15 protein-coding genes are annotated in these 26,143 nt (G+C 40.4%); 13 read left to right on the forward strand and 2 right to left on the reverse strand.

Going from position 1 to position 26,143, the window contains the following annotated elements:
• Window positions 1-12 precede the first annotated feature (12 nt).
• From K429_RS0110655 to K429_RS0110690, 8 genes are all read left to right on the forward strand, one after another.
• Window positions 13-1,998 (forward strand): RagB/SusD family nutrient uptake outer membrane protein, encoded by a 1,986-nt coding sequence (locus tag K429_RS0110655; RefSeq protein ID WP_026366905.1) that lies wholly within the window; start codon window positions 13-15, stop codon window positions 1,996-1,998.
• Between the two features lie 28 nt (window positions 1,999-2,026).
• Complete coding sequence (locus K429_RS0110660) at window positions 2,027-2,959, forward strand: BT_3044 domain-containing protein (RefSeq protein WP_044096790.1); 933 nt, start codon at window positions 2,027-2,029, stop codon at window positions 2,957-2,959.
• Between the two features lie 167 nt (window positions 2,960-3,126).
• Window positions 3,127-5,709: an MG2 domain-containing protein gene (locus K429_RS0110665; protein ID WP_369796087.1), complete on the forward strand. Its 2,583-nt coding sequence runs from the start codon at window positions 3,127-3,129 to the stop codon at window positions 5,707-5,709.
• Between the two features lie 23 nt (window positions 5,710-5,732).
• Window positions 5,733-9,350, forward strand: a complete 3,618-nt coding sequence (locus K429_RS0110670; RefSeq protein WP_026366908.1) for a family 43 glycosylhydrolase — start codon at window positions 5,733-5,735, stop codon at window positions 9,348-9,350.
• Between the two features lie 333 nt (window positions 9,351-9,683).
• Window positions 9,684-12,146 (forward strand): thioredoxin family protein, encoded by a 2,463-nt coding sequence (locus K429_RS0110675; RefSeq protein WP_026366909.1) that lies wholly within the window; start codon window positions 9,684-9,686, stop codon window positions 12,144-12,146.
• Between the two features lie 88 nt (window positions 12,147-12,234).
• Complete coding sequence (locus K429_RS0110680; protein ID WP_026366910.1) at window positions 12,235-12,798, forward strand: RNA polymerase sigma factor; 564 nt, start codon at window positions 12,235-12,237, stop codon at window positions 12,796-12,798.
• Window positions 12,795-13,202, forward strand: coding sequence for a hypothetical protein (locus K429_RS0110685; protein WP_026366911.1), 408 nt, complete (start codon window positions 12,795-12,797; stop codon window positions 13,200-13,202). The genes K429_RS0110680 and K429_RS0110685 overlap by 4 nt, the downstream gene beginning before the upstream one ends.
• Window positions 13,203-13,213: 11 nt before the next feature.
• The gene (locus K429_RS0110690; protein WP_026366912.1) at window positions 13,214-14,296 is read left to right on the forward strand and encodes a hypothetical protein; all 1,083 of its coding nucleotides are present in this window, start codon (window positions 13,214-13,216) and stop codon (window positions 14,294-14,296) included.
• 40 nt (window positions 14,297-14,336) lie between these two features.
• Here the strand turns inward: K429_RS0110690 and K429_RS0110695 are convergent, their stop codons facing one another.
• A complete protein-coding gene (locus K429_RS0110695) occupies window positions 14,337-14,717 on the reverse strand; it encodes an MmcQ/YjbR family DNA-binding protein (protein ID WP_026366913.1) in 381 nt (126 codons plus the stop codon).
• Window positions 14,718-15,091: 374 nt separating this feature from the next.
• Here K429_RS0110695 and K429_RS0110700 point away from each other — a divergent pair, with 374 nt between their 5' ends.
• From K429_RS0110700 to K429_RS0110710, 3 genes are all read left to right on the forward strand, one after another.
• Window positions 15,092-15,373 carry a hypothetical protein gene (locus tag K429_RS0110700; RefSeq protein ID WP_026366914.1) on the forward strand — a complete coding sequence of 94 codons (282 nt, stop codon included), beginning with the start codon at window positions 15,092-15,094 and terminating at the stop codon, window positions 15,371-15,373.
• Window positions 15,370-17,133, forward strand: coding sequence for a lipopolysaccharide assembly protein LapB (locus tag K429_RS0110705; RefSeq protein ID WP_026366915.1), 1,764 nt, complete (start codon window positions 15,370-15,372; stop codon window positions 17,131-17,133). Before K429_RS0110700 ends, K429_RS0110705 begins: the two co-directional genes overlap by 4 nt.
• Window positions 17,134-17,304: 171 nt before the next feature.
• Window positions 17,305-17,892, forward strand: coding sequence for a hypothetical protein (locus K429_RS0110710; RefSeq protein WP_026366916.1), 588 nt, complete (start codon window positions 17,305-17,307; stop codon window positions 17,890-17,892).
• Window positions 17,893-18,763: 871 nt separating this feature from the next.
• On the opposite strand, the gene K429_RS0110715 is transcribed toward K429_RS0110710, so the two are convergent.
• Window positions 18,764-20,848, reverse strand: coding sequence for a hypothetical protein (locus tag K429_RS0110715; RefSeq protein WP_026366917.1), 2,085 nt, complete (start codon window positions 20,846-20,848; stop codon window positions 18,764-18,766).
• A gap of 471 nt (window positions 20,849-21,319) precedes the next feature.
• Between K429_RS0110715 and K429_RS0110720 the strand changes: the two genes are divergently transcribed.
• Both K429_RS0110720 and K429_RS0110725 read left to right on the forward strand, forming a co-directional pair.
• Window positions 21,320-23,839, forward strand: coding sequence for an alpha-L-arabinofuranosidase C-terminal domain-containing protein (locus K429_RS0110720; protein WP_026366918.1), 2,520 nt, complete (start codon window positions 21,320-21,322; stop codon window positions 23,837-23,839).
• A gap of 64 nt (window positions 23,840-23,903) precedes the next feature.
• Complete coding sequence (locus tag K429_RS0110725) at window positions 23,904-25,745, forward strand: glycoside hydrolase 43 family protein (RefSeq protein WP_026366919.1); 1,842 nt, start codon at window positions 23,904-23,906, stop codon at window positions 25,743-25,745.
• The last annotated feature ends 398 nt before the right edge of the window (window positions 25,746-26,143 follow it).

Here is a 26,143-nt window from a genome sequence, read left to right on the forward strand (position 1 = left end):
AGGACTAAAGTTATGAAAAATAGATTTAAACTGAAAACTTGCGGATTTATTTGCGGTTTCATAGCACTTGCAGGTGCTGTTTCTTTTACCTCTTGTGAATCTTTCCTTGATATAGACAAATATGTGTATGATCAGGTTACGATTGATTCTATCTTTGTTTCTAAAGAAAGAGTTCTTCAATATATTAATGGTGCATCGGGATTTTTGCCTGAAGAATCAAGGCTTTGGTCATCAGGGGCCTATTCTCCCAGTGGTTTAGCAGCAGATGAGGCTTTTGTTCCTTGGGTTGACTGGAACCACCGTGGGGCATATCTGCTAGTAGATCAGGTAACACCAAGAAATACACAAGGTTTTAATCCATGGGATAACTATTATAAAGGTATTCGTAAAGCGAATCTTCTGATAGCACGTATTCCTGAATGTAAAGAACTCACTGATTTGGAACGAAGAGATTATATGGGACGCGCTTATTTTTTACGTGCTTATTTCTATTACAGTCTGATGCGCCTTTATGGGCCGGTACCCATTATTCCTGATCAGGCGTTCGATACAGATACTCCGGCAAAAGATGCTTCTTACGAACGTTCTTCCTACGATGATTGCGTTGAATATGTTTGTACTAATTTTGAGAAGGCAGCAGAATATTTACCGATAGACCGAGAAGAATCTTTTCAATATGTTCCTACGCGAGGAGCCGCCTTGGCGCTTATTGCACGTCAGCGTCTCTATTCGGCAAGTCCGTTGTATAATGGAAATACTTATTATGCTGACTGGCGTCGTTCGGATGGTACTCCCTTCATTTCTCAGGCAGAAGACAATAATCGTTGGGGAAAAGCAGCAGCTGTATACAAACAAATTATAGATATGAATCTGTATAAACTTAATACTGTTGAAAAAATTGAGACTACAGACCGGGTGGCAGGTACTTTAGATCTTCCTGAAACCGTATCCAAGGAATCTTTTCCGTATGGGGCCGGTGACATTGATCCTTATAGGAGCTATAAATCTATATTCGATGGTTCTATACAAGCAGTACATAATAAAGAGTTGATTTATTATTGTGTAAGAGCTAATAGCGATGACTGGACTGTTTATCCCAATCTATTGGGCGGAATCAACGGATTTAGTGTAACTCAAGACATGATAGATGAATATCGTATGGCAGATGGCCGTCAGTATAGCGAGGCTACTGATGCGGAAAAATCATGGCAGGCAGTAGGAATCGGTAAGACTTTCTCGGAGAATTATGTACTCAGTCCGGATCGTGCCTATATGCACGATAATCGTGAACCTCGTTTTTATGCTTCTATCGGGTTTAACTATTGTGTTTGGCCGGGTACTTCATATACCGGTACTGAAGCTATAAAGAATTTTGTGGCCAACTATTACAAGGATGGTAATTCTCAGCCTACGGGTAATATAAAAGTGGATTATAACAGAACTGGATATACTTGTAGAAAATATATTAATCAGGAAGATGTAAATAACTGGCAAGGTACTATAAAGGCTAAAACGTATCCTGTTATCCGCTATGCGGAAGTACTGTTAGGATATGTGGAAGCTATGAATGAGATGAAATCTTCGTATACGGATGATAAGACTGGTGTTTCGGTAAGTCGTAATGTAGCCGATATGGTATTCTACTTCAATCAAGTACGTTATCGTGCCGGTCTTCCGGGGATTACAGAAGCACAAGCTTCTGATTACCAGACAATGAAAGAACTAATCAAACAAGAATGGCGTGTGGAGTTTGCTTTCGAAGATCATCGTTACTATGACCTCCGTAGATGGAAGGACGCTCCTAGTGCTTACAATAAACCAATAACAGGTTTGGATGTAAGTGCTAAAATTTCAGAACGTCAGCGATTTTATAGTGTCAGAGTCTGGAATACAGAAGTTGCTATGAAACGAGTATTTTCTAATAAAATGTATTTTTATCCCATTGACCAGAATACATTGGATAGAAATGCTAATTTAGTACAGAATCCTGGCTGGTAATTTTTTAACTAAAAATGATGACATGAATATGAAAAAGATAACATTATTTCCATTATTTCTAACCCTGCTGTTGGCAGGATGTGATCAGGAGTCTCCGATGGAACAGGATTTATATCCTCAGCAGGTTTATATTGTCGGAGCTCATGAGAAGATTGTAAACAGAGACTTGAATATAGGGCTTGATCAGGACACTATTTCTATTTCAGTAGCAATAAGTGGTTCCCGCACATTGAGTAAGGATGTCACCGTGACTCTTGAAGAGGTTCCTGAAGCCATTGAACGATATAATTCAAGGGAAGTATCAGCGGAAGCAAGACAATTTCGGAACTTGGCAGAAGATATTTACAGTTTTCCACTTGAAAAAGTCACAGTAAAAGCAGGAAGTACGTACAGTACATATCCTATCTATATTAAGCCGGGAACCCTACATTGTGATTCTCTGTATATGCTTGCATTCAGATTAAATTCTACTTCAGCTTATGAAATGTCCAAAGAAGACACGGTTGCTTTAGTTCGTATTAATCTAGTGAATGAGTATTCAGGTTTGTACTATATGGATGGAATGTTGAAGAATACTGCTAATCCGGATGACTCTCTCGCGTATGTCATGCCAAGAAATCTGGTGGCTACGGATGATGGGCGCACGGTACGTATGTTCCATTATAATAACGAATGGTCCGAGGGCGCTACTAATGATTATCGTCCTACGCATACATTTAAGATTACGGTGAATCCGGATAACACACTCTCTTATGCTACCTGGAATAAATTTGAAATTATCGATGGTGGTGGAGTTTACAATCCGGAGTATAAAGTCTATGATTTTTGGTATACATACAAACAAGATAAAGTTGTGTGGAGAGCTGAGGGTTATCTGTATAAAGAACGCAAAACAGAAGAAGAACAGCGTATTATCAAAGATTGGATAGAGGATCAAAGAGCAGCAAAAGCGAAATTATAACATTTTTGATTATCATTAGTTTAAGAAGATGGTGCTTCGTGAGAAGCGCCATCTTTTAAAAATTAAAAAATAATATTATGAGAACACGAATATTTCCTTTATTTGTGCTGTTACTGTGTTTTCAGACTGTATTTGCACAAAAGTCATTTACTGCGGAAACAGATTCTATGAGTATCGGAAATCTTTTTTTACGGCAAATATCGGTCTTCCCACAAGAAAAGATATATATACAGACTGATAAATCCGCTTATGTTGTTGGCGATACTTTATGGATGCGTATACATTTGGTTGACGCTTTGTTTTTGAAACAAGCCAATGCTAGTCGCTATGTGTATGTGGAATTGCTAAATCCGTTGGCTAACGTTATTGAACGGGTAATGATCCGTCCTGATAGTTTGGGTTACTTTTATGGACATATTCCTGTAGATGAGGACTTACCCGAAGGAGATTATAGCTTACGAGCATATACTCGTTTTATGCAGAACTTAGGAGAAGACTATTTTTTTCGTAAATCTCTTCATATCATAGATCCTACATCAGAAGTACTTTCTCCCGTGGTAGCTTTTTCTTTTGAAGGGAAAAAAGTAAATGCCGATATTCATTTTATCAGGTCGAATGATCATAAGAAGCTACTTCCGCAAGAATGTAGTGTATTGCAAAATGAAGGTGATGTAGAAATAGAAGGTAAATCTATTTCTTTTGATATTGACTCAATAGCTCATTATTCATTTCATCAGAGAGAGGGTGGCTCTTCTGAGGTATTGCTGCTGAAAGCGGAATATCAAGGTAAAAAATTCAATCGTTTTTTTCGTATTCCGGCTTCTGATGATCAGTTTGATGTTACTTTCTTTCCCGAAGGAGGATATGCGCCTGTTTCCAGTAATGTACAAGTTGCATTTAAAGCTTTGAATTCGAATGGGTTATCTGAAGAAATTAAAGGAGTTGTATATGATGACGTCGGCAATGAATATGCCGCATTTAAGAGTGAGCATCTGGGTATGGGACATTTTATAATGTATTATCAACCGGGACGTGCTTATTATGCTGTCTGTACGAACCAGAAAGGTGTATCCAAACGGATTAATCTACCAGAGGCTGTTCAGAATGCTGTTTCATTGAAAACGATTTGGGATAGAAACTACCTGCGGGTAACTTTGGCTAAATCTGCAGGATTTAACTTACCTTCTCAGACTTATTTGGTTGCTCATATTCGTGGAGCGGTGATCTATTCACAACCTTGGGATGACGTTCGAGGATTTCTTACTTTTACAAAAGATTTTTTTCCTGCAGGTATCGTGCATTTTTTACTGATCGATGGAGAACGGAATATTTTGAGTGAGCGTTTAGTTTTCTCTTCGCAAAAGAGTACTCTTGCTTCTGTTGGTGTCGCTCCTGATAGGGATAGTTATGCTCCCCGCGAAAAAATCGGATTGAGAATTTCTGTTACAGATGAGAATAATTCACCACTTTCCGGTAATTTCTCTATATCGGTAGTAGATAAAAGGACGGTTGGAATAGATTCAATGAATACCATACTTTCTACTTTACTGTTGACTTCCGAGCTGGAGGGTTATATTGAATCTCCCATGAGTTATTTAAAGAAAGATGATCGTGATGCAGCACAAGCTTTGGATATATTAATGATGACTCAGGGATGGCGTAGATATAATGTGCCTGGGATTTTGAAAGGGCGATTGACTGAAGATTTAAAATATCCATTGGAATCGGAACGGACTATATCCGGAAAGGTAGAGGGACTGTTTTCTGCTTTGAAGGAGGGGTATGTCACTATGACCACTCGTGGAGAAGTAGTAGGATCGGAAGTTGCAGAGCTTGGGCCGGATGGAAAGTTTGTATTTCATCATGCTGAATATCCCGATAAGACATGGTATATTTTGCAGGGTACTACCAGAAAAGGAGGGCAAAACGCTTTTATAGAGTTAGATTCTATGCCGGGGTTTCCTTTAGTTAAGCTTCCTACGATGTATCCTGCTAATAATATGAGGCAAGTCAAGTTTGATTTTGTAACTCAGGAAAATCAAAAATACATTTTGGAAAATGGAATGCGAGTAGTTAACTTGGCGGAAGTATCTGTATTTGGTGTTGCTAAAAAGAAGGAGAAAGCAGGTACTTCGTCTCCTTATTATTCCGTCAATACATCTAAGGTGATAACTGCAAAAGATATTGAAAAGAGTCATTACAACTCTATATTTGATATGTTCCGCTTTTTACCGGGAGTGAGTGTTATTGGTGAAACTGTTTTATACCATCAATCTGCTCCTATGATTATTGTGGATGATGTTCCCCGAGATGATTTTGATTACTCGATATTGGATGTAAGTGATATCAGTGATGTTTTTGTATCTCCACCTGCTGTTATTATGCCAATATTTGGACAACGTGCTGCTAATGGTGCTATTATTATCAATACCAAACATGGTGCATTTATGGAAAAAAACAAGCTGAATAAAAATATGCAGGTGATTAAGCCAATCGGATACCAGCAGGCCGTAGAGTTTTATTCTCCTAAGTATGAAACAGAGCTCCAAAAGGCAAAGACTACTCCTGATATTCGTACTACTATCTACTGGAAACCTGATGTGGTAGTAAATGAAACGGGAATTGCTACTTTGGATTTCTATTCGGCGGATTCTCATACAGAATATGGAGTAATTCTTGAAGGAGTCAGTAATCAGGGCCATCTTATTTACTCTGCTAGTAATTTAATACCAGTGACAAAAGAAGATTGATTGTGATTTAAACAAATAAATTTATGAAAAACATTACAAACGTATTTTACGAATTTCTTATAGCTTTATGCTGTTTGATGTCTTCTTCCGCACTTTGGGCATGGGAAGATATGTCGATGCCTCGACTGCATGTTGAAGGCCGTTATCTGGTAGACCCGCATGGGAATAAAGTGAACCTGCATGGGTTTGCACAGACCTATAGTCCGTGGTTCAATGAGATGGGGCAGAAGTGGGACAATTATGATGTGGAGAAATGCTTGAAATACAATCAAGGGTTGATTGACGACATTATGGCTGCCGGTTGGAAAATGAATTTTCTTCGATTACATATGGACCCGTATTGGTCAAATTCTCCGGGAATTCATGTAGAAGGAGAGAATGACATTTCAGCATTCGATTTCAATCGGTTTAAAAACTATCTTGATAGGGTATTTATTCCGATGGCGGAATATGCTGTCTCGAAAGGACTTTATGTAGTAATGCGTCCTCCCGGAGTATGTCCGGAAAAAATAGCTGTGGGAGATGAGTATAATCAGTATCTCATTAAAGTATGGACACACGTAGCCCAACATCCGAAATTGAAGAATCATCCCAACATTATGTTTGAACTGGCCAACGAACCGATTAATATACTTGGTCCCGATGGTACTTACGGAGCCGGTTCGCAGGGACACTTCGATAAGCTGAAAGAGTATTTTCAGTTGGTGGTAGATGCGATGCGTGCACAAGGTTGCGGTAACATTCTTTGGATACCTGGTCTGGGTTATCAAGGGTTGTATAAAGGGTTTGCCGTCAATCCTATCGAAGGAGATAACATCGGTTATGCGGTACATCTCTATCCGGGTTGGATGGGAAGTGATGGAGAAAATGGGGATGGTGGTTCCAGTACGGGAGGCTATGAACCTTTCCAGAAGGGATGGGATGATTCCGTAGCTCCGGTAGCATCATTCGCGCCTATCATGATAACAGAAATGGATTGGGCACCGTCAAAATATAACGCTTCGTGGGGGAAGGCTCATACCGGTACATTCGGTGGTCCCGGTTTTGGAGCAAATATGAAACATATTGTAGATAATTCGGGTAATGTAAGCTGGCTTATTTTTACGGGTGCTGATTTGTTGGCAAAATTTAAGGATACTCCACCTGCTGAGGGAGAAGCGTACACCTTCCTGACCGATCCCGAAGCCTGTCCGTGGCCTACCTATCATTGGTATCAGGAGTATGCAAAGGAAAATTATCCACGTCCTGATTTTACTTATCAGTCACATAGTGATAATGGGGATGGCACATACACTAATCCTGTTATATTTGGTGACTTTCCTGATCCGGATGTAATTCGTGTGGGTGATGTCTATTATATGGTATCCACTACCATGTACATTTTCCCCGGAGCCACCATTCTGAAATCTTATGATTTGGTGAACTGGGAGTATTGCTGTAATCCGTTGGAGCGCATAGAGGCATCCGATGGTTATAATCTTGAAAATGGTCAGAACCGTTACAGCCGTGGCCAGTGGGCAACAGCTCTTCAATATCACAACGGCAAGTTCTATCTCCTGTTTACTACACTGGATGAAGGTGGATACCTATTGACCACTACCGACATTGAAGGTGAATGGGAAAAGAAGAAGCTAAATGATGGCTTTTATGATTGCGGATTGCTTTTTGATAATGATAAAATATACGTAGTTTACGGTATCAACCAGCTTCGTATAGCCGAATTGGATGAAGATTTCAATAAAATTCCCGGCAGTGATAAGGATGTGGTTAAATGGTCTTTCCGCGAAGGGCTTGAAGGGAGCCGTTTGTATAAGATAGGTGAGTATTATTACATTTACTCTACGTATGGAGGATGGCCTGCTTTTCAAACTGTTTTCCGCTCCAAGGATATCTATGGACCTTATGAGGAAAAGAAGCTGATAGACGATGACAACATTCATCAGGGAGCTTTGGTAGAAACGCAGACCGGAGAGTGGTGGACTATGCTTTTCTATGATAAAGGTGCTTATGGACGATTCCCTAACCTGCAACCCGTAAAATGGGTGGATGGCTGGCCTGAAATAGGTGAGAACGGAAAAGGAGTCACTACCTATCGTAAGCCCGATGTTGGCAGGGAATACCCCATAAAGTCATTGCCTACCAATGATAATTTCAGGCACTATAAATTAGGATTGCAATGGGGATGGAATCATAATGCGGACAGATCAAAATGGTCGTTGACTGAACATGCCGGTTATTTGAGATTGTATACGGCAAATGTTACCGACAGCCTACATAAAGCCAAGAACACATTGACTCAGAGAATTCTGGGGTATCCTCAGGACTTGGAACATTCCTATGGAACGGTCAGGATGGAGATAGGCGAGATGCAGGAAGGCGATGTGGCAGGATTGGCAGTATTTCAGGACCCTTATGCGTTTATTGGCGTTAAAGTCATAGATGGGCAGAAGCGGTTGGTTTATACCACTGCCCCTGTAGTATCGTCGGCTGCAAAATCGGAGCAGATAGGAGAAGTGGTCACTGAACAGGTAATCTATTTGCGCGCTATTGCCAATTACAACACAAGTAGGGCAAGCTTTTATTACAGCCTGGACAACAAGACCTATACGAAATTTGGGGATGACCTGAACATGAAGTATGATCTGACGGTATTCACGGGCAATAAGTTCGCTATCTTTAATTATGCAACTGTCCAGACAGGCGGCTATGTGGATGTAGACTGGTTCTCTACCGAACCGGAGTTTGATGAAGCATTCTATTTTGACGACTCTTTTGAGGGGTATAGTGAAGAATCATTGACCTTAACCGAATTGACCATCAATGGAAAAGAAGAGCTCACTTTGCTTACCGGAAGTTCTTCTACAATTACAGTGAAAGGAATATATGCCGATGGCCATACGGAAGATATTACCATGGCGGCCGATTATGAAAATCAGAATCCGGATGTCATACGTGTAACTAACGGACGTATAATGGCTTTGCAAGATGGAGAGAGTGATATAATTATCAGTTATAAAGGCCCGTTGGGTGACCGTCAGTCTTTAAAGATTCACGTCACTTCTTCTACTTTTCCGCTAACCGCAGAACTGTTTAATCCCAATATTTGGGAGACCGGTTCTTTTGATGAGAATACACATACATTGGTGACCGGACAGTATGGTTTCGGTGGCTGGTGGTACGATAACGGTATTGATTTGTCGGAATATAAATACGTTGTGGCAAAAATAGGCAATGATAACTCAAACAACGGTGCTTCATTTCGTTTATTTGATGAGAATAGCTATTGGTCGGGAGCTGCTGAGTATGAAGTTAAGAACAGTAAGCAAGTGGTTGTTGATTTGAATAATATGTATAAGAGTAATTCTAAAGTGAAACTTGATCCGAGCCACATTTATGGTGTAGGTTTCTGGTCGTTCGGCGGCAGCCCTATTATTATCGATAAAGTCTATCTGACTAATTCCGATGATTACGAAGATCCTACGGGTATCGAGGATGTGACCGTGGATAAAGATCCTCTGGTAGATGTCTATACCATTACGGGAATCAAGCTTCGCACTCAGGTGCGCAGAAGTGAGGTGATCCGGGAACTACCTGCAGGAATTTATATTGTGGGAAGAGAGAAGGTTGCCATATTGAAGTAATAACGATGATAAAATCTGATTAGTTTACATAAGTGAACAACTAACTTTTTAGAAAACATATTTATAAGGATGATATAATCCAGCCTACAGGTATTTATAACCCTGTTTTGAAAGGGCTACACCTTTTTGTCCGGATGGCTACACCCTTTTACTCTCATGGCTACACCTTTTCATATAAAGGGTGTAGTCATTCCAAAAGGATACTTTACTCTTAAATATAAGTTATTGAAAAATATTTATTTAAAATAAAAAGTCTTTCCTTTTTATTGCTTATATTTGTCAGGATGAGCAACCTTTAAATTTTAGTAGAAATTAATCATATACAACTATACCATGAGAAAACTTATTTTCCTTTTCCTGCTTTGCATCACTTGTATGCTTCAGGCACAAAATGTAATTGATAATCCTAAGTTTAAATTCCGTTCGGGCAGCATTTATAATATTACCCGCATTGAACGTACTCCGGATGCAACGAGGTTGCATATCCATGTTATTTTCCGTCCGCATTGGTGGGTGATGCTGGGTAAGAGTACTTATCTGGAGGATGCGGATACCGGTAAGAAATATTATCTTACAGGGAGCGAAGGTTTTGAACTGGAGAAAGAAGTATATACGCCGGATTCGGGAACTTTGGACTTTGTGCTTCTTTTTCCACCGCTTCCTGAAACAACAAAAGAGATTCATTTCCTTGATGACGATGAAGGTGATGAGTCGCATACATTCTATATATCTTTGGAGAAAAAAGATGCCAAAGCCTCACTTTTCGATAAAGTCTCCGGCAACTGGATGGGAATGGACGACTATTATGAATGGGCTTTTGGCATATACGATTCTCTTGCTGTTATGGACAATCGTTTCTATCAGTACGAAGCAATCCGTCAGAAAGGTAAAAGTATGCTGTTGACTTTGAAAGATGACCGGGGCGATAAAGTGGAGCTGGAACTTACCCCACAAAAGAATGGTTTGTGCCGGATAAGGAAAGATAAAGAACCTGCCCGGCTTTATTCGCGGGATACGGGAAGCATGAAGGCGATGCAGGTTGAAGAGAATGAGAGTCCGGTATTCCGTCGGGATAGTGTTTGCCTGCAAGGATACATTGCCGGCTATGATCAGAAATTAGGCTTTACCAATGGTCTGATTTATGTTTCTAATGATTTGACAAGAGAAGATTATCCGATGGTGGTAACTCTGCAACCTAATGGAAGGTTTGAATGTAAGTTTGAGATCAACTATCCTATGGTAAGTTCGGTTGTGTTCAATAATGATTGGATACCCTTTTATGTAGAACCAGGGCAAACTGTAACAATGTATGTAGACTGGGAAGCTGTAATGGCACGTAGTCGTGCCCGTGATTATTATTATCCTCTTCATAATGTCCATTACATGGGATCTACCGCATATATAGGAAAGGCGTTGAAATATGTAGATGATTTATTCGTATTTCGTTATGAAGATTTCTCGAAAATGCAGAAAGAACTGACCCCTGCACAATTTATAGAGCGTTGCGAACCCATGTTTCGTCGTTGGTCGGAGCAGGCCGATTCACTTGTTGCTGCCAATCGATATGTGGGAAGAGCGGCACGTTTGGTGAGAAATACGGCACGGATTTCTCAAGGTTATAAGATGTTCGACTTTGTTATGAACAGAAGTTATCTGGCGCGGGAGAATAAAGATAATGAGGTGCTGAAGGTTAAGGAAGATTCGGCTTATTATAACTTCTTACGACAGATGCCTCTTAATGACAGCATTATCGTAGCGGATAAGAATTTTAGTAGTTTTATTAATCGCCTTGAATATATGAATTTTGCAAGGGCTATGGGTGATACGACGACTGTTGAAATGGGAAAGATTGCCTATAAATATCCTGAAAAATCTGTCCTTACTTATTTGAAGAAGAATGGTGTAGTATTGACTCCTGAGCAGGAAAAAATGAGAAAAGATAGTGAAGACAGAGCTGGTAAGACTGTGACAAGAGAGATAAGCGAACTCATTGCGGAGACGAAGATATGGGAAGAACTTAGAGAAAAATATAAGGATTTATTCGAAGCTTATCGAAAGGAAAACGAGGTAAAGAATGATGTTTCTGTATCTATTGATGAAAATCAGAAAGCAGAAGATGAAAAAATAATGAGAATAAATCAATTCTTTGAAAATCAAAGAGAGAAATCGGGACGATTGGATACCATAGTCGGATATGTCCCGTTGGTTTCGCAGATCATTGCTTTGCGAAGTCTTCCTTTTGATTTAAAACAATTGGATAGAGAAGGTGCCCGTAGTCTGTTGGATAAAGAAAAGCAGCTAATCAATCATCCGTTCATGCTTGCTGAGGCGGAGCGTTTGTATGCCCAAGCTTTCCCGCTACAAAATGATAGCACGTATGCTTTGCCTGAAGGGCCTGCTACTGAAATCTTACGTAATATCATTAAAGCCCATGCAGGTAAAGCTTTGTTTATCGATTTCTGGGCAACGTTTTGCGGCCCCTGTCGTAGTGGCATTGAACACACTGCCGGTTTGCGCCAACAGTATAAAGATCACCCGGATTTTCAGTTCATATACATCACCAGTGATCGTGAAAGTCCCGAAAAGACTTATAATGAATATGTAGAAAAGAATCTGAAGGGTGAGGCTTGCTATCGTATTCCTCAGGCAGATTACAACTATCTCCGCCAATTATTCCACTTCAACGGTATTCCTCATTATGAGTGGATAGAAAAAGATGGTACTGTATTGCGAAACTCTCCGGGAACTTATAACCTGGAGAAATATTTGAAGAAGCGTTTCGGGAATAAAGATTGATATTTTCCATTATTAAGTATTATTTTAGCTCTTGTTTATTGACCGGAAGTTTTTTCTTACGTATCATATAATAAACGAAGATATTATTATGATGGACCAGAAAAAAATACAAGAGCTTATAGGTAGGAGCCAGCAGGAGGATGCAGTAGCATTCTCTCTGCTGGTTTCTACGTTTCAGCCACTTGTATTCCGGCTTGCTTTCCGATTGCTGTGCGACGAGGATGAAGCTAAAGATATGGTACAGGAAACCTTTGTAAAGGTGTGGCTGGCGCTGGGTAAATATAATGGTGAGTGTCGTTTCTCTACCTGGCTTTATAAAATCACTTGTAATACCTGTTATGACCGTCTGCGCTCCCTGCACCATTCACCACTCGATAATGAAGCAGATTATTCCGTTTCCGCGAATATCTCGTCAGATGATAATGTAGAATTGGCAGTGGTGAACAAGCAACTGCGTGAACTAATCCTGAGATATACCGATGAGCTGTCTCCCCGGCAAAGGTTGATTTTTACATTACGGGATATTGAGGAACTGGATGTGCCGGAGGTACAAATTATCACCGGACTTTCTGCCGGAATCATTAAAACCACCCTTTACCTGGCCCGGAAGAATATACGAAACAAAATGAATCAAATAGATGCTGGCTTATGAAACAAGATGATAAACTTTACAATGAATGGCTTGATGAGGTGAGAAATGTACAGCCTATATTGAGCAATCCGGATGAACTGACTACCGCCATTTTGCAGCAAGTGAGCAGGATCGTTCCCCAAAAGAAGAAAAGGAAAAGCCTGCTGATTGGCAGTTGGGTATCCGGGATAGCCGCAGGACTTTTGTTGTGCTTGTTGGTGAGTGAGACTCTTCTTTGTCCGGTTCCCGATGGTGTCAGAGTAGAAGAGGAATATCGTTTCCAGGAAAACAGTGCTTATTCCCTACCGGAAGGCTGGGAGAGGATGAGGCTTTCTGAAAAGAGCGATTACCTGTCCGGACAGTACGTGCAGTATAAGAAACTCAGGCAAAAGAGAGTAATGGAACTTACAAAGAAAACTTATTAAATTATATCATTATGAGAACGTATAAATGGATGGCAGCCATTGTTTTGCTGCTCGGTATGACTTCTTGCGGTACCTATTACCGAATGGTTTCTCTGGTAAATAGTGATGGTAGCATGCACAGAGAGGTATATGCTTATGGCGACTCTGCTTTCCTTGCAGGAGACAGGAATCATAATCCGTTTTTATTCCGAATAGATTCGGGATGGGAAGTGAGCAATCTGGACTCTGTTGTTAAATTCAACTGCTGGGGAGATGAAGACAAACTGAATGTGAAAGTTTGCCGGACTTATCCAACGGTAGGTTCCGATAGCTTCAGTACTTTGGATGGAAAGGAATACAGTCTTCCTCTGGTAGTTCCGGTTGAAAAACTCCGGAAAAGCTTCCGCTGGTTCTATACATATTATCAGTATACGGCTACCTACGGTGAATTACCCGATAAAGGTCCGGTACCTCTCGAAAATTATATGAATAAAGAAGAGCAGCGGATATGGTTTCGGGGAGATCAAGAGGCTTTGATCGGATTAAATGGTATTGAACAGAATAATAGGTTGGATGATATTGAAGCCAAATTCTGGAAATGGTATAACCGTAGTCAGTATGAACTGAGTTGTGAAGTAATTCTTCATTTCATTACAATAAAAGGAGATACGGCCTTTGTACATCAGTTGGCAGATCTGAAGGAACCGGTTTATGGGAAGTACTTTTCCGGAAAAGATACCGGTGATGACGGATCGCCCGAAGAGGTATGCAATTATCTGGATGAATTGAGTCAAACGAAATATTTCTCAAGTTTATATGCGGACAATAAAAAGCCAATGGATGATCTGTTTGAGGAAAAAGGGCGGATTGCAGAATTGTTTGGTTATGCTGTGCAGTTTGAGTTATCCATGCCGGGCAGAGTGGTTTCTACCAATGCAGCCATGCAAAAAGATGAGTCACTCATTTGGAAAGTAGATGCTTTTCGTCTTTTGGACAGTGATTATATGCTTGTTGCCGAATCCCGTGTAGTTAATTATTGGGCTTTTGGCATTACATTATTACTGATATTGCTTATTGGTGGATACTGTTGGAGACTATATAGAAAGCTTTCATAACTCTGTAGAATTCATATAAATCATATTAATGCCGGGAGTGCTACTCACCATTTGATAGTAGCATTTCCCGTTCTTTCTTTGTCAGGCTTTTGACAACAATGTCATAAGACTTGCTTACGAGTTCTTTAATTTTCTCGTCAGGTACATCCTGATTAAAGTAAACACTGATCCAGTATTTTTTATTCATGTGCCATCCGGGCTTTATTCCTATATACGTGGTTTGTAATTCTCCTGATTCTTCCGGATTGCATTTGATGCAGCAAAAGTCAAAGACTTCGATATTTACAAAGCAGAACCATTTATCCGCTACATAAAAACATAGAACATCACGACTGTATTTATCAGGAACATTCAGAAACGGCATTTTCTCACGAACACCTTTTAATGACAGGCAATATTCTCTAAATTCTTCAATATTCATTTTGATAGATTTTTAAACAGTATGCGAAGGCAAATATAGCACTTTTAGGGTAAATTCTGATTAAATACCTAATATCACTAGTGTCCCATTAAAATTGGGGCAAATCAAAAATTAAATAAACTTGGTCCATTTGCTTATAATCGTTCTTTGTTATTTTGAAATTTAGTTTTATCAAAGAGGTCTCTCAGATGAGTTTTATCAGTCAATGAAATTACAAAAGAGGGTTTCTATTCATGGTAAAACATACATCATTAAAGTCAATAAGCTTAAATAGGAGTGATAAGAAACGAAATGCACACAATTTTGCACACTCATTATTGAGTAAAATCATCGATATTTTTACTCCTTTACAAAATTATTAAAAATAACGACTTATGAAAACTTTAATGACATTCTATCACGCCAATGGAAATATTGAGTACTTTGACAATGAAGAGGATTTTAGCAATAATAAAGAAAGACTATATACCGAACATTGCAAGGAAGAAAAGATATCATTTGTATTGCCTCGTGAAGGATGGTTTCCTGATGATAATAAGCCCTATCTTGCCCCGTATGATCCGATAAATAATGAAGTAGAAATTTACTTGTACGAAGATGAGTATTATTGGGGGGATATGTTTGGATTAAGACGCACACCACATGATAAAGTATGAAACTGACAGAGCGCCTTATACTATTATTTATTATTCAATTATGCTTTTGGGCTTGCGACAACAAACCATACTCACATTTGATGAGTATGGCAGACAGCCTTACAAATACAAATCCTGACAGTGCAGTCATTTATTTGAATAAATTGAAAGATCATATCGAAACTGCTCCTAGATCAGTTCAAATGTACTATCAATTATTATGCATTAAAGCAAATGATCGGGCCTATATTCCTCATTCATCAGATAGTATAATACTACCCATTTTAAATTATTACAAGCAAACAGATGATTTACACTTGCCTGAAACGTACTATTATGCCGGCAGGATATATCGCGACCTAGGAGATGCACCTCAAGCTTTAGATTATTTCAATAATACTCTCGATGCTTTACCATCGTCATCAGATAGTTATTCTCTAAAATCTAAGGTATACAGTCAGATTGGTACATTATTTTTATATCAAGATATATATGACGAAGCATTAAAGATGTTCAAGGAAGCTTTTCATTATGATTTACTTTTAGAGGATAGTGTTGGAATGTCATATGACCTACGTGACATGGCCACTTCCTACCGGTGTTTGAATCAGATAGACAGTGCGATTTATTATTATGGTAAAGCTAATGATTTAGCTCTTGCTTTACACCAACAAAGATTTGTATCTATGATACAGAGTCAAATGGCAGGTCTTTATATTCAATTAAAAAAATATGATTTAGCAAAACAATTTCTTCAATCATCTTTGAGCTATCAACATAAAGCAGACAAGAGTGGCATATTTTCAGTAGCTGCAAAGTATTATCACCAGTTAGGAACAAAAGATTCTGCAGCTTATTATTATACTCAATTATTAGATTTTGGAACTATTTATGCCAAACAAGCTGCACATTGGGGTTTAGCAGAGTTAGCTATTGACAACAACCACGAACAGGATGCCATTCCCCATCTCAGGGCATATATGCAATGTGTTGACTCTATACGCAAAATTACGGATAGGGAAGCTATTCGGCAAATGCGCTCAGTATATAACTATAAATTACGTGAGAAAGAAATAGCACATCTCAAATCGAAGAATGAGCAGACCAAGTTAATTATAATATCCCTTTTGTCTCTCTGCGCCATATTAGCTTCTATCACATTCGCCTACATTCAATACTTTAAACTAAAACAATTACAGCTCACGATCCGACTAAAAAAAATAAAAAGGCTAAAAGATAAACTATACAGTAGAAGTGTCCAATTCATAGAAGAGAACAAGAGAAAAATTGAAGAATTAGAAATAATGGAGCGGAAATTTCTAGAAGTAGATCAAATAAATACAACTCTAAAAGAGCAACTGAACGCACAGAAAGAACTTATTATTTATACTAATAAACAGATTAAATTAGATTTAAACAGGAGAGAACAATCAAAGGCAGTTCTTTTTAAATCAGAAATTTATCTCCACATACAAAGGCAACTAAAGATTAACGATCGCAGTAAAAGAATGCTCTCAGATGAAGATTGGAAAGAGTTAGAAAAGTTGGTGAACAGTACATACAATGGATTTAAAGAGAATCTTTACGACATTTACAATTTGAGTCTATTCGAATATCGCGTTTGCCTTTTGATTAAAATCAACATACAACCCATTGATATAGGCAAATTGACAGAACATAGTAAAGAAAGCATTTCCTCTACTCGTAGAAGACTATATGAAAAGGTATTTCACATAAAAGGTGCCCCTAAAGATTGGGATGATTTTATCTATTCTCTTTAAATTAAGACAACTGCTCTTAATATAAGAAGAAGGAAAATTCTGGAAGACACCATTAGTACCCCGAGCGAAAAGTAAATGCACACTATTTTGCTCACTACATATAGGACTAATATAGCTTTTTTCCTTTTCATTTGTATTTTTACAAATATTGCGCACTAAATTAGACTAGTTATGAAGACGTTTTTGCTAACATTTCTTTTTATGATTGGATTAACAGTTGTCCATGGACAAGAAAAAATGCAATTTTCTATTTTGGGAGGATATGAGCATTTCAAAAATGAAGCTCAAAATAAGACTACAGGATATGGTATTGGCTGTGAGTTTAAGTACTATTTATTAAAAACTCTCTATGCGGTTGGTAATTTCCATACAGGTATTAACAGCGAGTTTTTGCCTAGAACAGCTATTGCAGAAGTTGGGGAAGTTGATTTTTCTATGCGATGGAAGACTTATGAGTACAAAGGAGGAATTGGTATAGGGAATGATTTATACTGTAAAAAAGCCCACAAGATATATGTACAAAGTACATTTGGATTATCAAAGACAAAACAATCAGTACCCCAAATAGAAAATTACAGACCATCTGTGCAAATGTGTAATGAGAATATTCATTTTTTGAAATATGCCTTATCCGCCTCATTAGGATATAACTATAGAATAGGAAAATCCTATATTGTAGGTTTGGATTATACTGGTTGGTGGATAATAGGTGCCGCATACAGAAGTACGTGTAATGTAAAAATCGGATTTATCTTCTAGAAATAGCCGGATAATAAATATATTCAAGTATAACGATACAGATTCCTTCAGTTTTGAATGTTATAAGTTACAATTCAAAAGCGGCTAATTGAACAGGAAATACTGGGTGGGGAATGCTCCGAATCATGCACTCGTTAGCTCGTTTCCTTCCTTTCTGTATTTTATAAATCAAATTCAACTCCTGATTCTTTTCATGATATTAGGCAACAGAATACTTAGGAACAATGAGCAGAATAGCTAGAAGGTAGTATGAAAACTACACTTTGCTTTATTGTTTTTGTTCTTTTGCCTGTAGCAAAATTTCGTCCTACAGTTGCGGGCTCTACGTTTTCCAGTTGTGGGCTGTTCATCCCGCAATTGCGGGCTACACAGTCCACAACTGAAAAACAAGATTTTGCTTATAGCATAATGACATTATCTTTAATACTTTATAGTAAAAAGGAAGTAGCATATCAAGTTTCTCCTCTGTAATTCAGCTTTCTATGATGATGGGATTATGTAGTTTAATTCTTTAATTTCTAACGAAGTGATCTCTTTTAACTCTTTCGATGAATAATTCAGGCTAAAAAGGAGGTGTGTGTATGAATTTTGGTAAAGTTTGTATTGTACGTATTAAGACTTTGGAAACTAGTGTATTAAAAACTTAAAAAACATCTTTTTTATCTGTTTTTGGGTGTAGGATGGAACTTTTCTACACTTTCCTACACCACTTCCTACATCGCCTATCTGTTTGATAATCAAACGAAAATGATAGTTGGTGTAGGATGTAGGAAAGATTGATGTAAACTCGACAGTATGTGATTTCCGCTTTTAATTAGTTTTTCTCATATAAAAACACTATCTATGCAATAAATATAATGAACTATTATTCTTATGCAAGAGGAGTAAACACAACCTTATATGTTTTAACTACCCCTTTATAATCGAATTTCACAATAGCAGTTCCGGAAACCGATGTTGCCTGGATAATCTCTACTTTCACATTCTTATCAGTCGCTGATGCCGATACAGTAGGGGTTCCGGTAGTTCCGGCCGGAAGTTTGTAAACAGCTTCATAGATGTCATAGCCGGTAATACCATTACTTTCAGTAGAGCGTACAGGAGTTGCCGGTACTTCGATTGCTTTTCCATTGACCTCTATATTTACTTTGGGGACAATAGGGCGAGTGATCTTCTTCTTGTTTGAGCTGAATCCCAAGCCGGCTAAATCGAAAAGATTGCCCGTTTCTTCGCTTTCAGCAACGAGATAGATTGCATGTTTCTTGTCCAGGTGGTCAACAAACTTCGATACATCAATTGTAAACTGTTCCGTTTTCTGCGCCGAGTTGGCAGGAACAACAATTTCGCCTATCTTCGTCCCTTTCCAGGTTTCGTTATCCCACGGACCATCTAACCAAACGTTCACTTTAAACGTTTTTGATGTTTTGGGTGTAAGGAAGAGGTTGAAGGCTGTTTGGTTTCCCTTTTTGGTTCCTTCGAAAGCTTTCAAACCCAGTTTGTCTTTATTCAATCCGCCGAAGCCGAAGTATTTATATCCTATTATATTGCCGTTTTTCACGTTTGTGATGGGGGCATGATTATCCCAGATGTCCCATGAATCCTGCTGGATACGTCCGTCGGAGAGATAACATGCAAATCCCGCGGAATAATACTGATAGGGATCAAGGCCGAATATATGGAATCCTTCCGAGGTTACTTCTGCTCCTTTGTATTCATTTCCTTGGCTGTCTTTGGCTGTCCATATTTTATTTTTTGCATACGGATCGTAGGCTCTGATGGAAACTTTACCGCCTTCCGACACCGGTTTCTTATCCCATTCTACATGGATTGGGGCTACCATTGACTGGCGTGCGTTGCCGAATCCCCGTGGCGGACGGTGATAGAATACATACCATTGTCCGTTAATGAGTTCTATACTTCCGTGTGTATTGTGTCCTGCATTAGTTGTTTGCAGGTGTGAACCATCCTGATTTAACACCGGGGCACGCGAATCGACCAGAACGCCGCCGCTTTTCCATGGACCCAGTGGAGAATCACCATAAGCGTAACGCAAAGTGGAGTTGGAACTGCCCAATCCATAGTCGGGACCTGAATGTCCGCTATAGATGGTCACGTATTTGTTTCCGATCTTACGTATGGATGAAGCTTCAAAGAAGTTGAATGCTTCGAGGTCCTCTCCGGGAAAGATATGCGGATATGAAATATTCTTCGGACCGTGATTGTTACCTCTGCGAACGCCTGCCGGCATGAAATAAGGAATAACCTCTGTTCCCGGGCGTACGGAATACATGGTGTTTTGGTCCAGTTGAGCGGCTAATGAACGTTGGAATCCCCAGTATCCATAGGCTCTGAATCCGATTTCATAATCCGGATCGTTCGGATCCGTAATATATTCGATATATACCGACGGGTCGAATCCCAGAATACTTCCGGGCAGAGTTTTTGTACCATCAGCAGTCAGGTTGATGGGGGTAAAAGGCCCGTCGGGGCGGCTTCCTTTGGCAACCATCGCTTCTCTGTCTCTACCGCGGCTATGCGGGTACAAATAATATTCTTTTGTGCCGTCCTTCCTTTTCACTTCAACAAGGTCGGGAGCGTACATCACATCCCATTGTCCTTCTACCTGATAGGTAAAAATAGCTCCTTCGTCACGCCAGCTTGATAAATCTTCTACGGGTGCCGACCACATTCTGATGTCCGGCCCGCAATAACTGCCGAAGCGGACATCGTGCGAACCGATGATGTAAGCGCGAAATTTTCCCGGATTGTCGGGATCTTCAAAGACACGGGGTTCTCCGTCCGGCAAATGTTCCCATAATGGTAGATACGGATTACCGGCTCCATGATAAACAAACTTGGACGTTTTGGGCTGATTATTATTACCGGCTATTGCTTTTGTTATTGCAAACATAGGGACAATAGCAAACAATAATAAAACGACTTGAATTCTTTTCATAACCAATCTAATCTTTTTTATACGTAAATATTTATGTTATTATTTATTCAATAAGACACCATGCGACAAAAGTAAGCTATCGAAGAATGAGTAGCTTTTGATATTAGATATTTGAATTTCAAAATCAGATATATTTGTGATAATCCTTGTAAGTATTGAGTAAGAAGATAGATTACCCCGAAGCAATACGCCAATGCGCATACTAAGATGATTGCAATGTTTTTCATGGTTCTGAATTTTATGTCGCAAACATACGGCATTCTGTTTTCTCAGCCCAATAATGATGTTACACGTTTCTTTCATGATGTTACATCTTTGTGAAAAATACGGCTCTCCGTTTTTTGTTTATCCGTCTCTTCATTCTGTTTTATTCAAAATCTAAACTTAAATATCTGAAATCTAAAATTTAACCCCCCTTGAGTGCCTTATCTTTGCCGCTATCTGATAATGCTAATCAATAAAATAATCTAAATGAAACAAACCTTATTATGCCTTGCGGCATCCGCTCTGTTTTTTAGCGCTTGCGATACTAATTTCGTACCGCAGGATGAAATTGTAATTAATCTGCAGGAAAAAGGTGCAGAAGTGGCTCCATCCATGTATGGTATATTCTTTGAAGAGATCAACCATGCAGGCGACGGCGGCTTGTATGCCGAATTGGTGAAGAACCGCAGTTTTGAAGAACTTGAAATGCCCGAAGGATATCATGCCGAAGGAAATACCCTGTATCCGAAGAAGGTTCATAACCACATTACGGGAGAAGTGAAGCCGGAACGTTATCGCTGGACCACGGAACCCGTTCCGGGCTGGAGCCTGAAAGTGAGCGAAGCTGCAGATGCCGAAATGAAGTTGACGAAAGAAAACCCGTACTTCACTACAGCGCCGAACAATCTGAAGGTGACTGTCAAAAATGGCAAGACGCCCGTCCGGCTGGTAAACGAAGGGTATTGGGGCATGAATCTGGTGAAAGGAAATGCTTATTTATTGCGTGCCATTATCCGCGCTTCATCGACTTATAAAGGAAAAATTACCGCTTTGTTGCTGTCGGATAAAGACGAAGTATTGGCTTCCACCCCTATTGAGGTGACCGGAAGTGATTCTTGGAATGACATTCATCGTACAATTACTCCCGAATCTACGTCTAACAAAGGAAAACTGGCTCTCGAATTTGATGGGGCAGGTACGGTTTATTTGGACTACGTATCGCTCTTCCCCGAAAAAACCTTCGCCAATCGTCCCAACGGCTTGCGAAAAGATGTAGCCGAAACGTTGGCAGGACTGCGTCCTGCTTTTGTGCGTTGGCCTGGTGGCTGTGTGGTGGAAGGCATTTCATTGGAGAATCGTTTTGAATGGAAAAAGACTTTGGGAGATCCCGCTTCACGTCCGGGAGAGTACAGCACGTGGGGATATCGTTGTTCTTACGGCTTCGGCTATTATGAGATGCTGCAATTCTGCGAAGACATAAATGCGGATGCAATGTTTGTCTGCAACGTGGGTATGGGGTGTCAGTTCCGCATGGGAGACGCTTCGTCCGAAAGCGAGATAGCCTACTATCTGGATGATTGCATGGATGCCATAGAATACGCTATTGGCGACGCTTCTACCGAATGGGGTGCCAAGCGTGCCGAGCATGGGCATCCGGCTCCTTTTCCGCTGAAATATGTGGAAATAGGAAATGAGAACTGGGGGGATGAGTATGATAAGCGTTTCGATATCTTCTATGTGGCCATTAAAGAGAAATATCCCGAATTGATATTGATCTCTAATCACGGCATGGGAGGAATTGGCAAGAGTGTCCGCACGGACATGATTGATCCGCACTGGTATGTGAATCCGGAATTCTTTTTCCAGAATACCAAGCTTTTCGACGACCAGCCGCGCGGAAAGTATGATGTTTATGTAGGCGAATATGCCTGCAACTCCAACGTGGGTGGAGGAAACCTGAGAGCCGCCCTTTCCGAAGCGGCCTTCATTTCGGGAATGGAACGCAATGGCGACCTGGTGAAGATGGCCTCGTATGCGCCGCTCTTGGAGAATCGTAACGACCGTGCATGGGCGGTGAACCTGATCTGGCTGGATACAGACCAGGTAGTGGGGCGCAGTTCTTACTACGTACAGCAGATGGCAGCCGAAAACCGTCCGACTTATAATGTGAAAAGCAATATCACGATGAGCGCCCCGCTTCCCGTCGACTATAATGAAGGGCGAATCGGATTTGGCTCATGGAACACTCAGGTAGAGTTCAAGGATGTACGGATCACCCGCCAGGACGGAACATCGGTTCAACCGGATCTTGCCCGTTGCACGGATAAAAGAGGAAAATGGCAGATAGAAAATGGCGTACTCAATCAAACTTCTTCGGAAGCACCTACAAAATATGTCATGGATGATTTTAGTGGCAATCAGTTCACTATGGAGTGTAAGGCCCGCAAAGTGGGTGGAAACGAAGGGTTCTTTATTTATCTGGGACTGTCGGAAGATGGGCAGAAAGGTTTTGTATATAATATTGGTGGATGGAACAACCAAAGCACTGCCGTTGAGCAAGTGTCGGGAGGAAGAAATGCGGGAGTGATGGGTAAAACTGTGAATCAACGAATTGAAAAGGATAAGTGGTATGATATAAGACTGGTAGTGGCGCCCGGAAAGAGTGAACTCTATATGGATAACGAACTGATTCTGTCTCATGTTCCCGAATCGACTCCGTTACAATTCATCTCTTCCGGCTATGATGAGGCAACCCGCGAGGTGATAATAAAGGTAGTGAATGCGGAGGGAAAATCATACCCGACAAGAATCAAACTGGAAGGAATGGAGGTGGAAAGCACCGGTAAAGTAATCTCTCTGGCGTCGGGCAGCGACATGGATGAGAATTCTTTTGAAGAACCTGAAAAGATCTATCCGGAAAAGAGCGAATATAATGGCTTTGGAAAGAGTTTTGACTATAACTTCCCGCCATTCTCGTATACGATTCTACGGATAAGGACTAAGTGACATTACATACTAATGCAAATCAACTATTGATTCGTATTACTAACATTATAAAAAGGAATTATACATGAAAAGAAAAACACTTATTTTATTACTTTTAAGCTGCATCGCATTTCCTTTCCTTGCTTCGTGCGCGCAAGGAGAGAAAACCGAAGCTGCCTATCCCGTTGCCGACAATGGAGACGGAACGTTTAAGAATCCTGTAATCTGGGCGGATGTTCCCGATTTGTGCCTTACCCGGGTAGACGATGCCTATTACATGGTAAGTACTACCATGCACATGACTCCCGGAATTCCGGTGATGCGATCTTACGATCTCGTCAATTGGGAAATTATCAGCTATTGCTATCCCCGCCTCGAAGACCGGGATGAGAATGCACTGAAGAACGGGAAGAGCGACTATTCATGGGGATCTTGGGCCTCCAATATCCGCTATGACAAAGAGTTGAAACGATTTTTCGTCATCACGGCTTGCCAAACTACCGACAAGTCTTACTTCTTTTCGACCGATGACATTGAAAACGGTGCCTGGCACATGAATGTTACGGAAAAATGCTATGATCCGGGATTGCTTTTCGAGGAAGGTGAATCGGGTAATAAACGTTGGGTTCTCTACGGGCAGCAAAACCAGCATTACCGCGAGATTTTTGTAGATAAAAACACATTCGACGTCACGCTTGGGCCCGAAAGATTGTGGAAAGAAACTTGCGATCATGAAAACAAGGCAGGTGTATGGGTGGAAGGTGCTCAAAGTATTAAGGTGGGCGACTATTATTATCTCTTCATGATTGCGCTACGCGATGGCCGCACCCAGATTGTCTGGCGCGGCAAAGATGTAAACGACCCGGACTCATGGGAAGCGCGCAGAGTATTCTTCCACGGTCAGATTCAAGATAAAGAAGGCAAAGACGTGATGCCTTCCAGTGGAATTGCGCAGGGGGGAATCGTGAGTACCCCGGATGGAAATTGGTATGCGTTGCTTTTTCAGGATAATGGTGCTGTGGGGCGTATTCCCGTTCTGATTCCGGTTCAATGGACTGAGGATCATTGGCCGGTTCTGGGAAATCAGGGCGTTGCCGTAGACGAAATTCTCCCCATGCCGGGAAATCCTCAGAAGCAGAAGACGAATATCGTTACCTCTGATGAGTTCAACAATGATGCAAAGCGGCTGATCATTTCGGACAAGGAGCTCGGAACAGGTGTCACAGCCGGACTTTCGATGAAGCAAATTAATGATTTGTTTGAAAAGGCAAACGGAGATTGGAAGAAATACGCTGAAAGCATCGAAGAGAATGAATACGGCTACAATGGTTCCAATCTGAAGCTACAATGGCAATGGAATCACAATCCCAACAATAATCTGTGGTCGCTTACCGACCGTAAAGGCTGGCTAAGATTAAAATCGGGTGTTTTGGCCAATAATATTCGCGATGCCCGTAACACTTTGACTCAACGCACCTTTGGACCGACGAGCTCTGCCAGCACGCTTATTGATGTTTCTCAGCTAAAAGACGGTGACGTTACTGGCATTGCTGCTTTTGCCAATCAATATGGCTTTGTGGGAGTAACGATGCAGCAGGGGCAGAAGTATATCATCATGCAACGTGCGCAGAAAAAGGATGATACCGGAGGACAAACGATGGAGAAAGTTCCTATGGAAGGAAACAAAGTCCTGCTTAAGGTAGACTGCGATTTTGGATATGACAAAAAGGACGAAGCCTACTTTTACTATAGTTCCGATAATGGCAAGACTTGGGATCGCATAGACGATACACTGAAGATGGTTTATGACTGGCCCGATTTTATGGGCTACCGTTTCGGACTTTTCTATTTCTCTACCCGGCAACCCGGTGGATGTGCCGACTTTGATTACTTTAGAGTGGACAACAAAATTTCTGGATTGAAATAAGAAATAACAGAGAAACCACAAGTTTCAAAAGCTTGATACTGCAAAGCTGTAAACTTTAGTACCCGATACTGAAGTTTGCAGCTTTCATTTTATAAATCATAGAATAGTCCATCAATTCCGCCAACGGGTTAGTTTCTTTCTGTTGAGTTACGAAAACCCCTCTCTTCCCTCTGCTGACTATCCCTGAACCTTACTTGCTCCGTACCAAATCCGTACTTTCTCCGTCTGGAGATACCTCTGACCGAAGAATGTACGGAGCAAGTATGGCTCGGATACGGCGGAGTCACGCTGAATCTCCGAGGGCTGTTTTTATCTGAAATCTAAAATCAAATATCTAAAATCTAAAACGACTGCTACGAAATAGGGCTATTTTTGCAGCACACCGAATCAAGGTGCGG

This window comes from Bacteroides sp. 14(A) (assembly GCF_000526555.1).
Taxonomy (GTDB): domain Bacteria; phylum Bacteroidota; class Bacteroidia; order Bacteroidales; family Bacteroidaceae; genus Bacteroides; species Bacteroides cellulosilyticus.

Coding starts and splice junctions, on each gene's coding strand:
- K429_RS0110655 (WP_026366905.1), top strand. CDS start 13: ATGAAAAATAGATTTAAACTGAAAACTTGCGGATTTATTTGCGGTTTC.
- K429_RS0110660 (WP_044096790.1), top strand. CDS start 2,027: ATGAAAAAGATAACATTATTTCCATTATTTCTAACCCTGCTGTTGGCA.
- K429_RS0110665 (WP_369796087.1), top strand. CDS start 3,127: ATGAGTATCGGAAATCTTTTTTTACGGCAAATATCGGTCTTCCCACAA.
- K429_RS0110670 (WP_026366908.1), top strand. CDS start 5,733: ATGAAAAACATTACAAACGTATTTTACGAATTTCTTATAGCTTTATGC.
- K429_RS0110675 (WP_026366909.1), top strand. CDS start 9,684: ATGAGAAAACTTATTTTCCTTTTCCTGCTTTGCATCACTTGTATGCTT.
- K429_RS0110680 (WP_026366910.1), top strand. CDS start 12,235: ATGATGGACCAGAAAAAAATACAAGAGCTTATAGGTAGGAGCCAGCAG.
- K429_RS0110685 (WP_026366911.1), top strand. CDS start 12,795: ATGAAACAAGATGATAAACTTTACAATGAATGGCTTGATGAGGTGAGA.
- K429_RS0110690 (WP_026366912.1), top strand. CDS start 13,214: ATGAGAACGTATAAATGGATGGCAGCCATTGTTTTGCTGCTCGGTATG.
- K429_RS0110695 (WP_026366913.1), bottom strand. CDS start 14,717: ATGAATATTGAAGAATTTAGAGAATATTGCCTGTCATTAAAAGGTGTT.
- K429_RS0110700 (WP_026366914.1), top strand. CDS start 15,092: ATGAAAACTTTAATGACATTCTATCACGCCAATGGAAATATTGAGTAC.
- K429_RS0110705 (WP_026366915.1), top strand. CDS start 15,370: ATGAAACTGACAGAGCGCCTTATACTATTATTTATTATTCAATTATGC.
- K429_RS0110710 (WP_026366916.1), top strand. CDS start 17,305: ATGAAGACGTTTTTGCTAACATTTCTTTTTATGATTGGATTAACAGTT.
- K429_RS0110715 (WP_026366917.1), bottom strand. CDS start 20,848: ATGAAAAGAATTCAAGTCGTTTTATTATTGTTTGCTATTGTCCCTATG.
- K429_RS0110720 (WP_026366918.1), top strand. CDS start 21,320: ATGAAACAAACCTTATTATGCCTTGCGGCATCCGCTCTGTTTTTTAGC.
- K429_RS0110725 (WP_026366919.1), top strand. CDS start 23,904: ATGAAAAGAAAAACACTTATTTTATTACTTTTAAGCTGCATCGCATTT.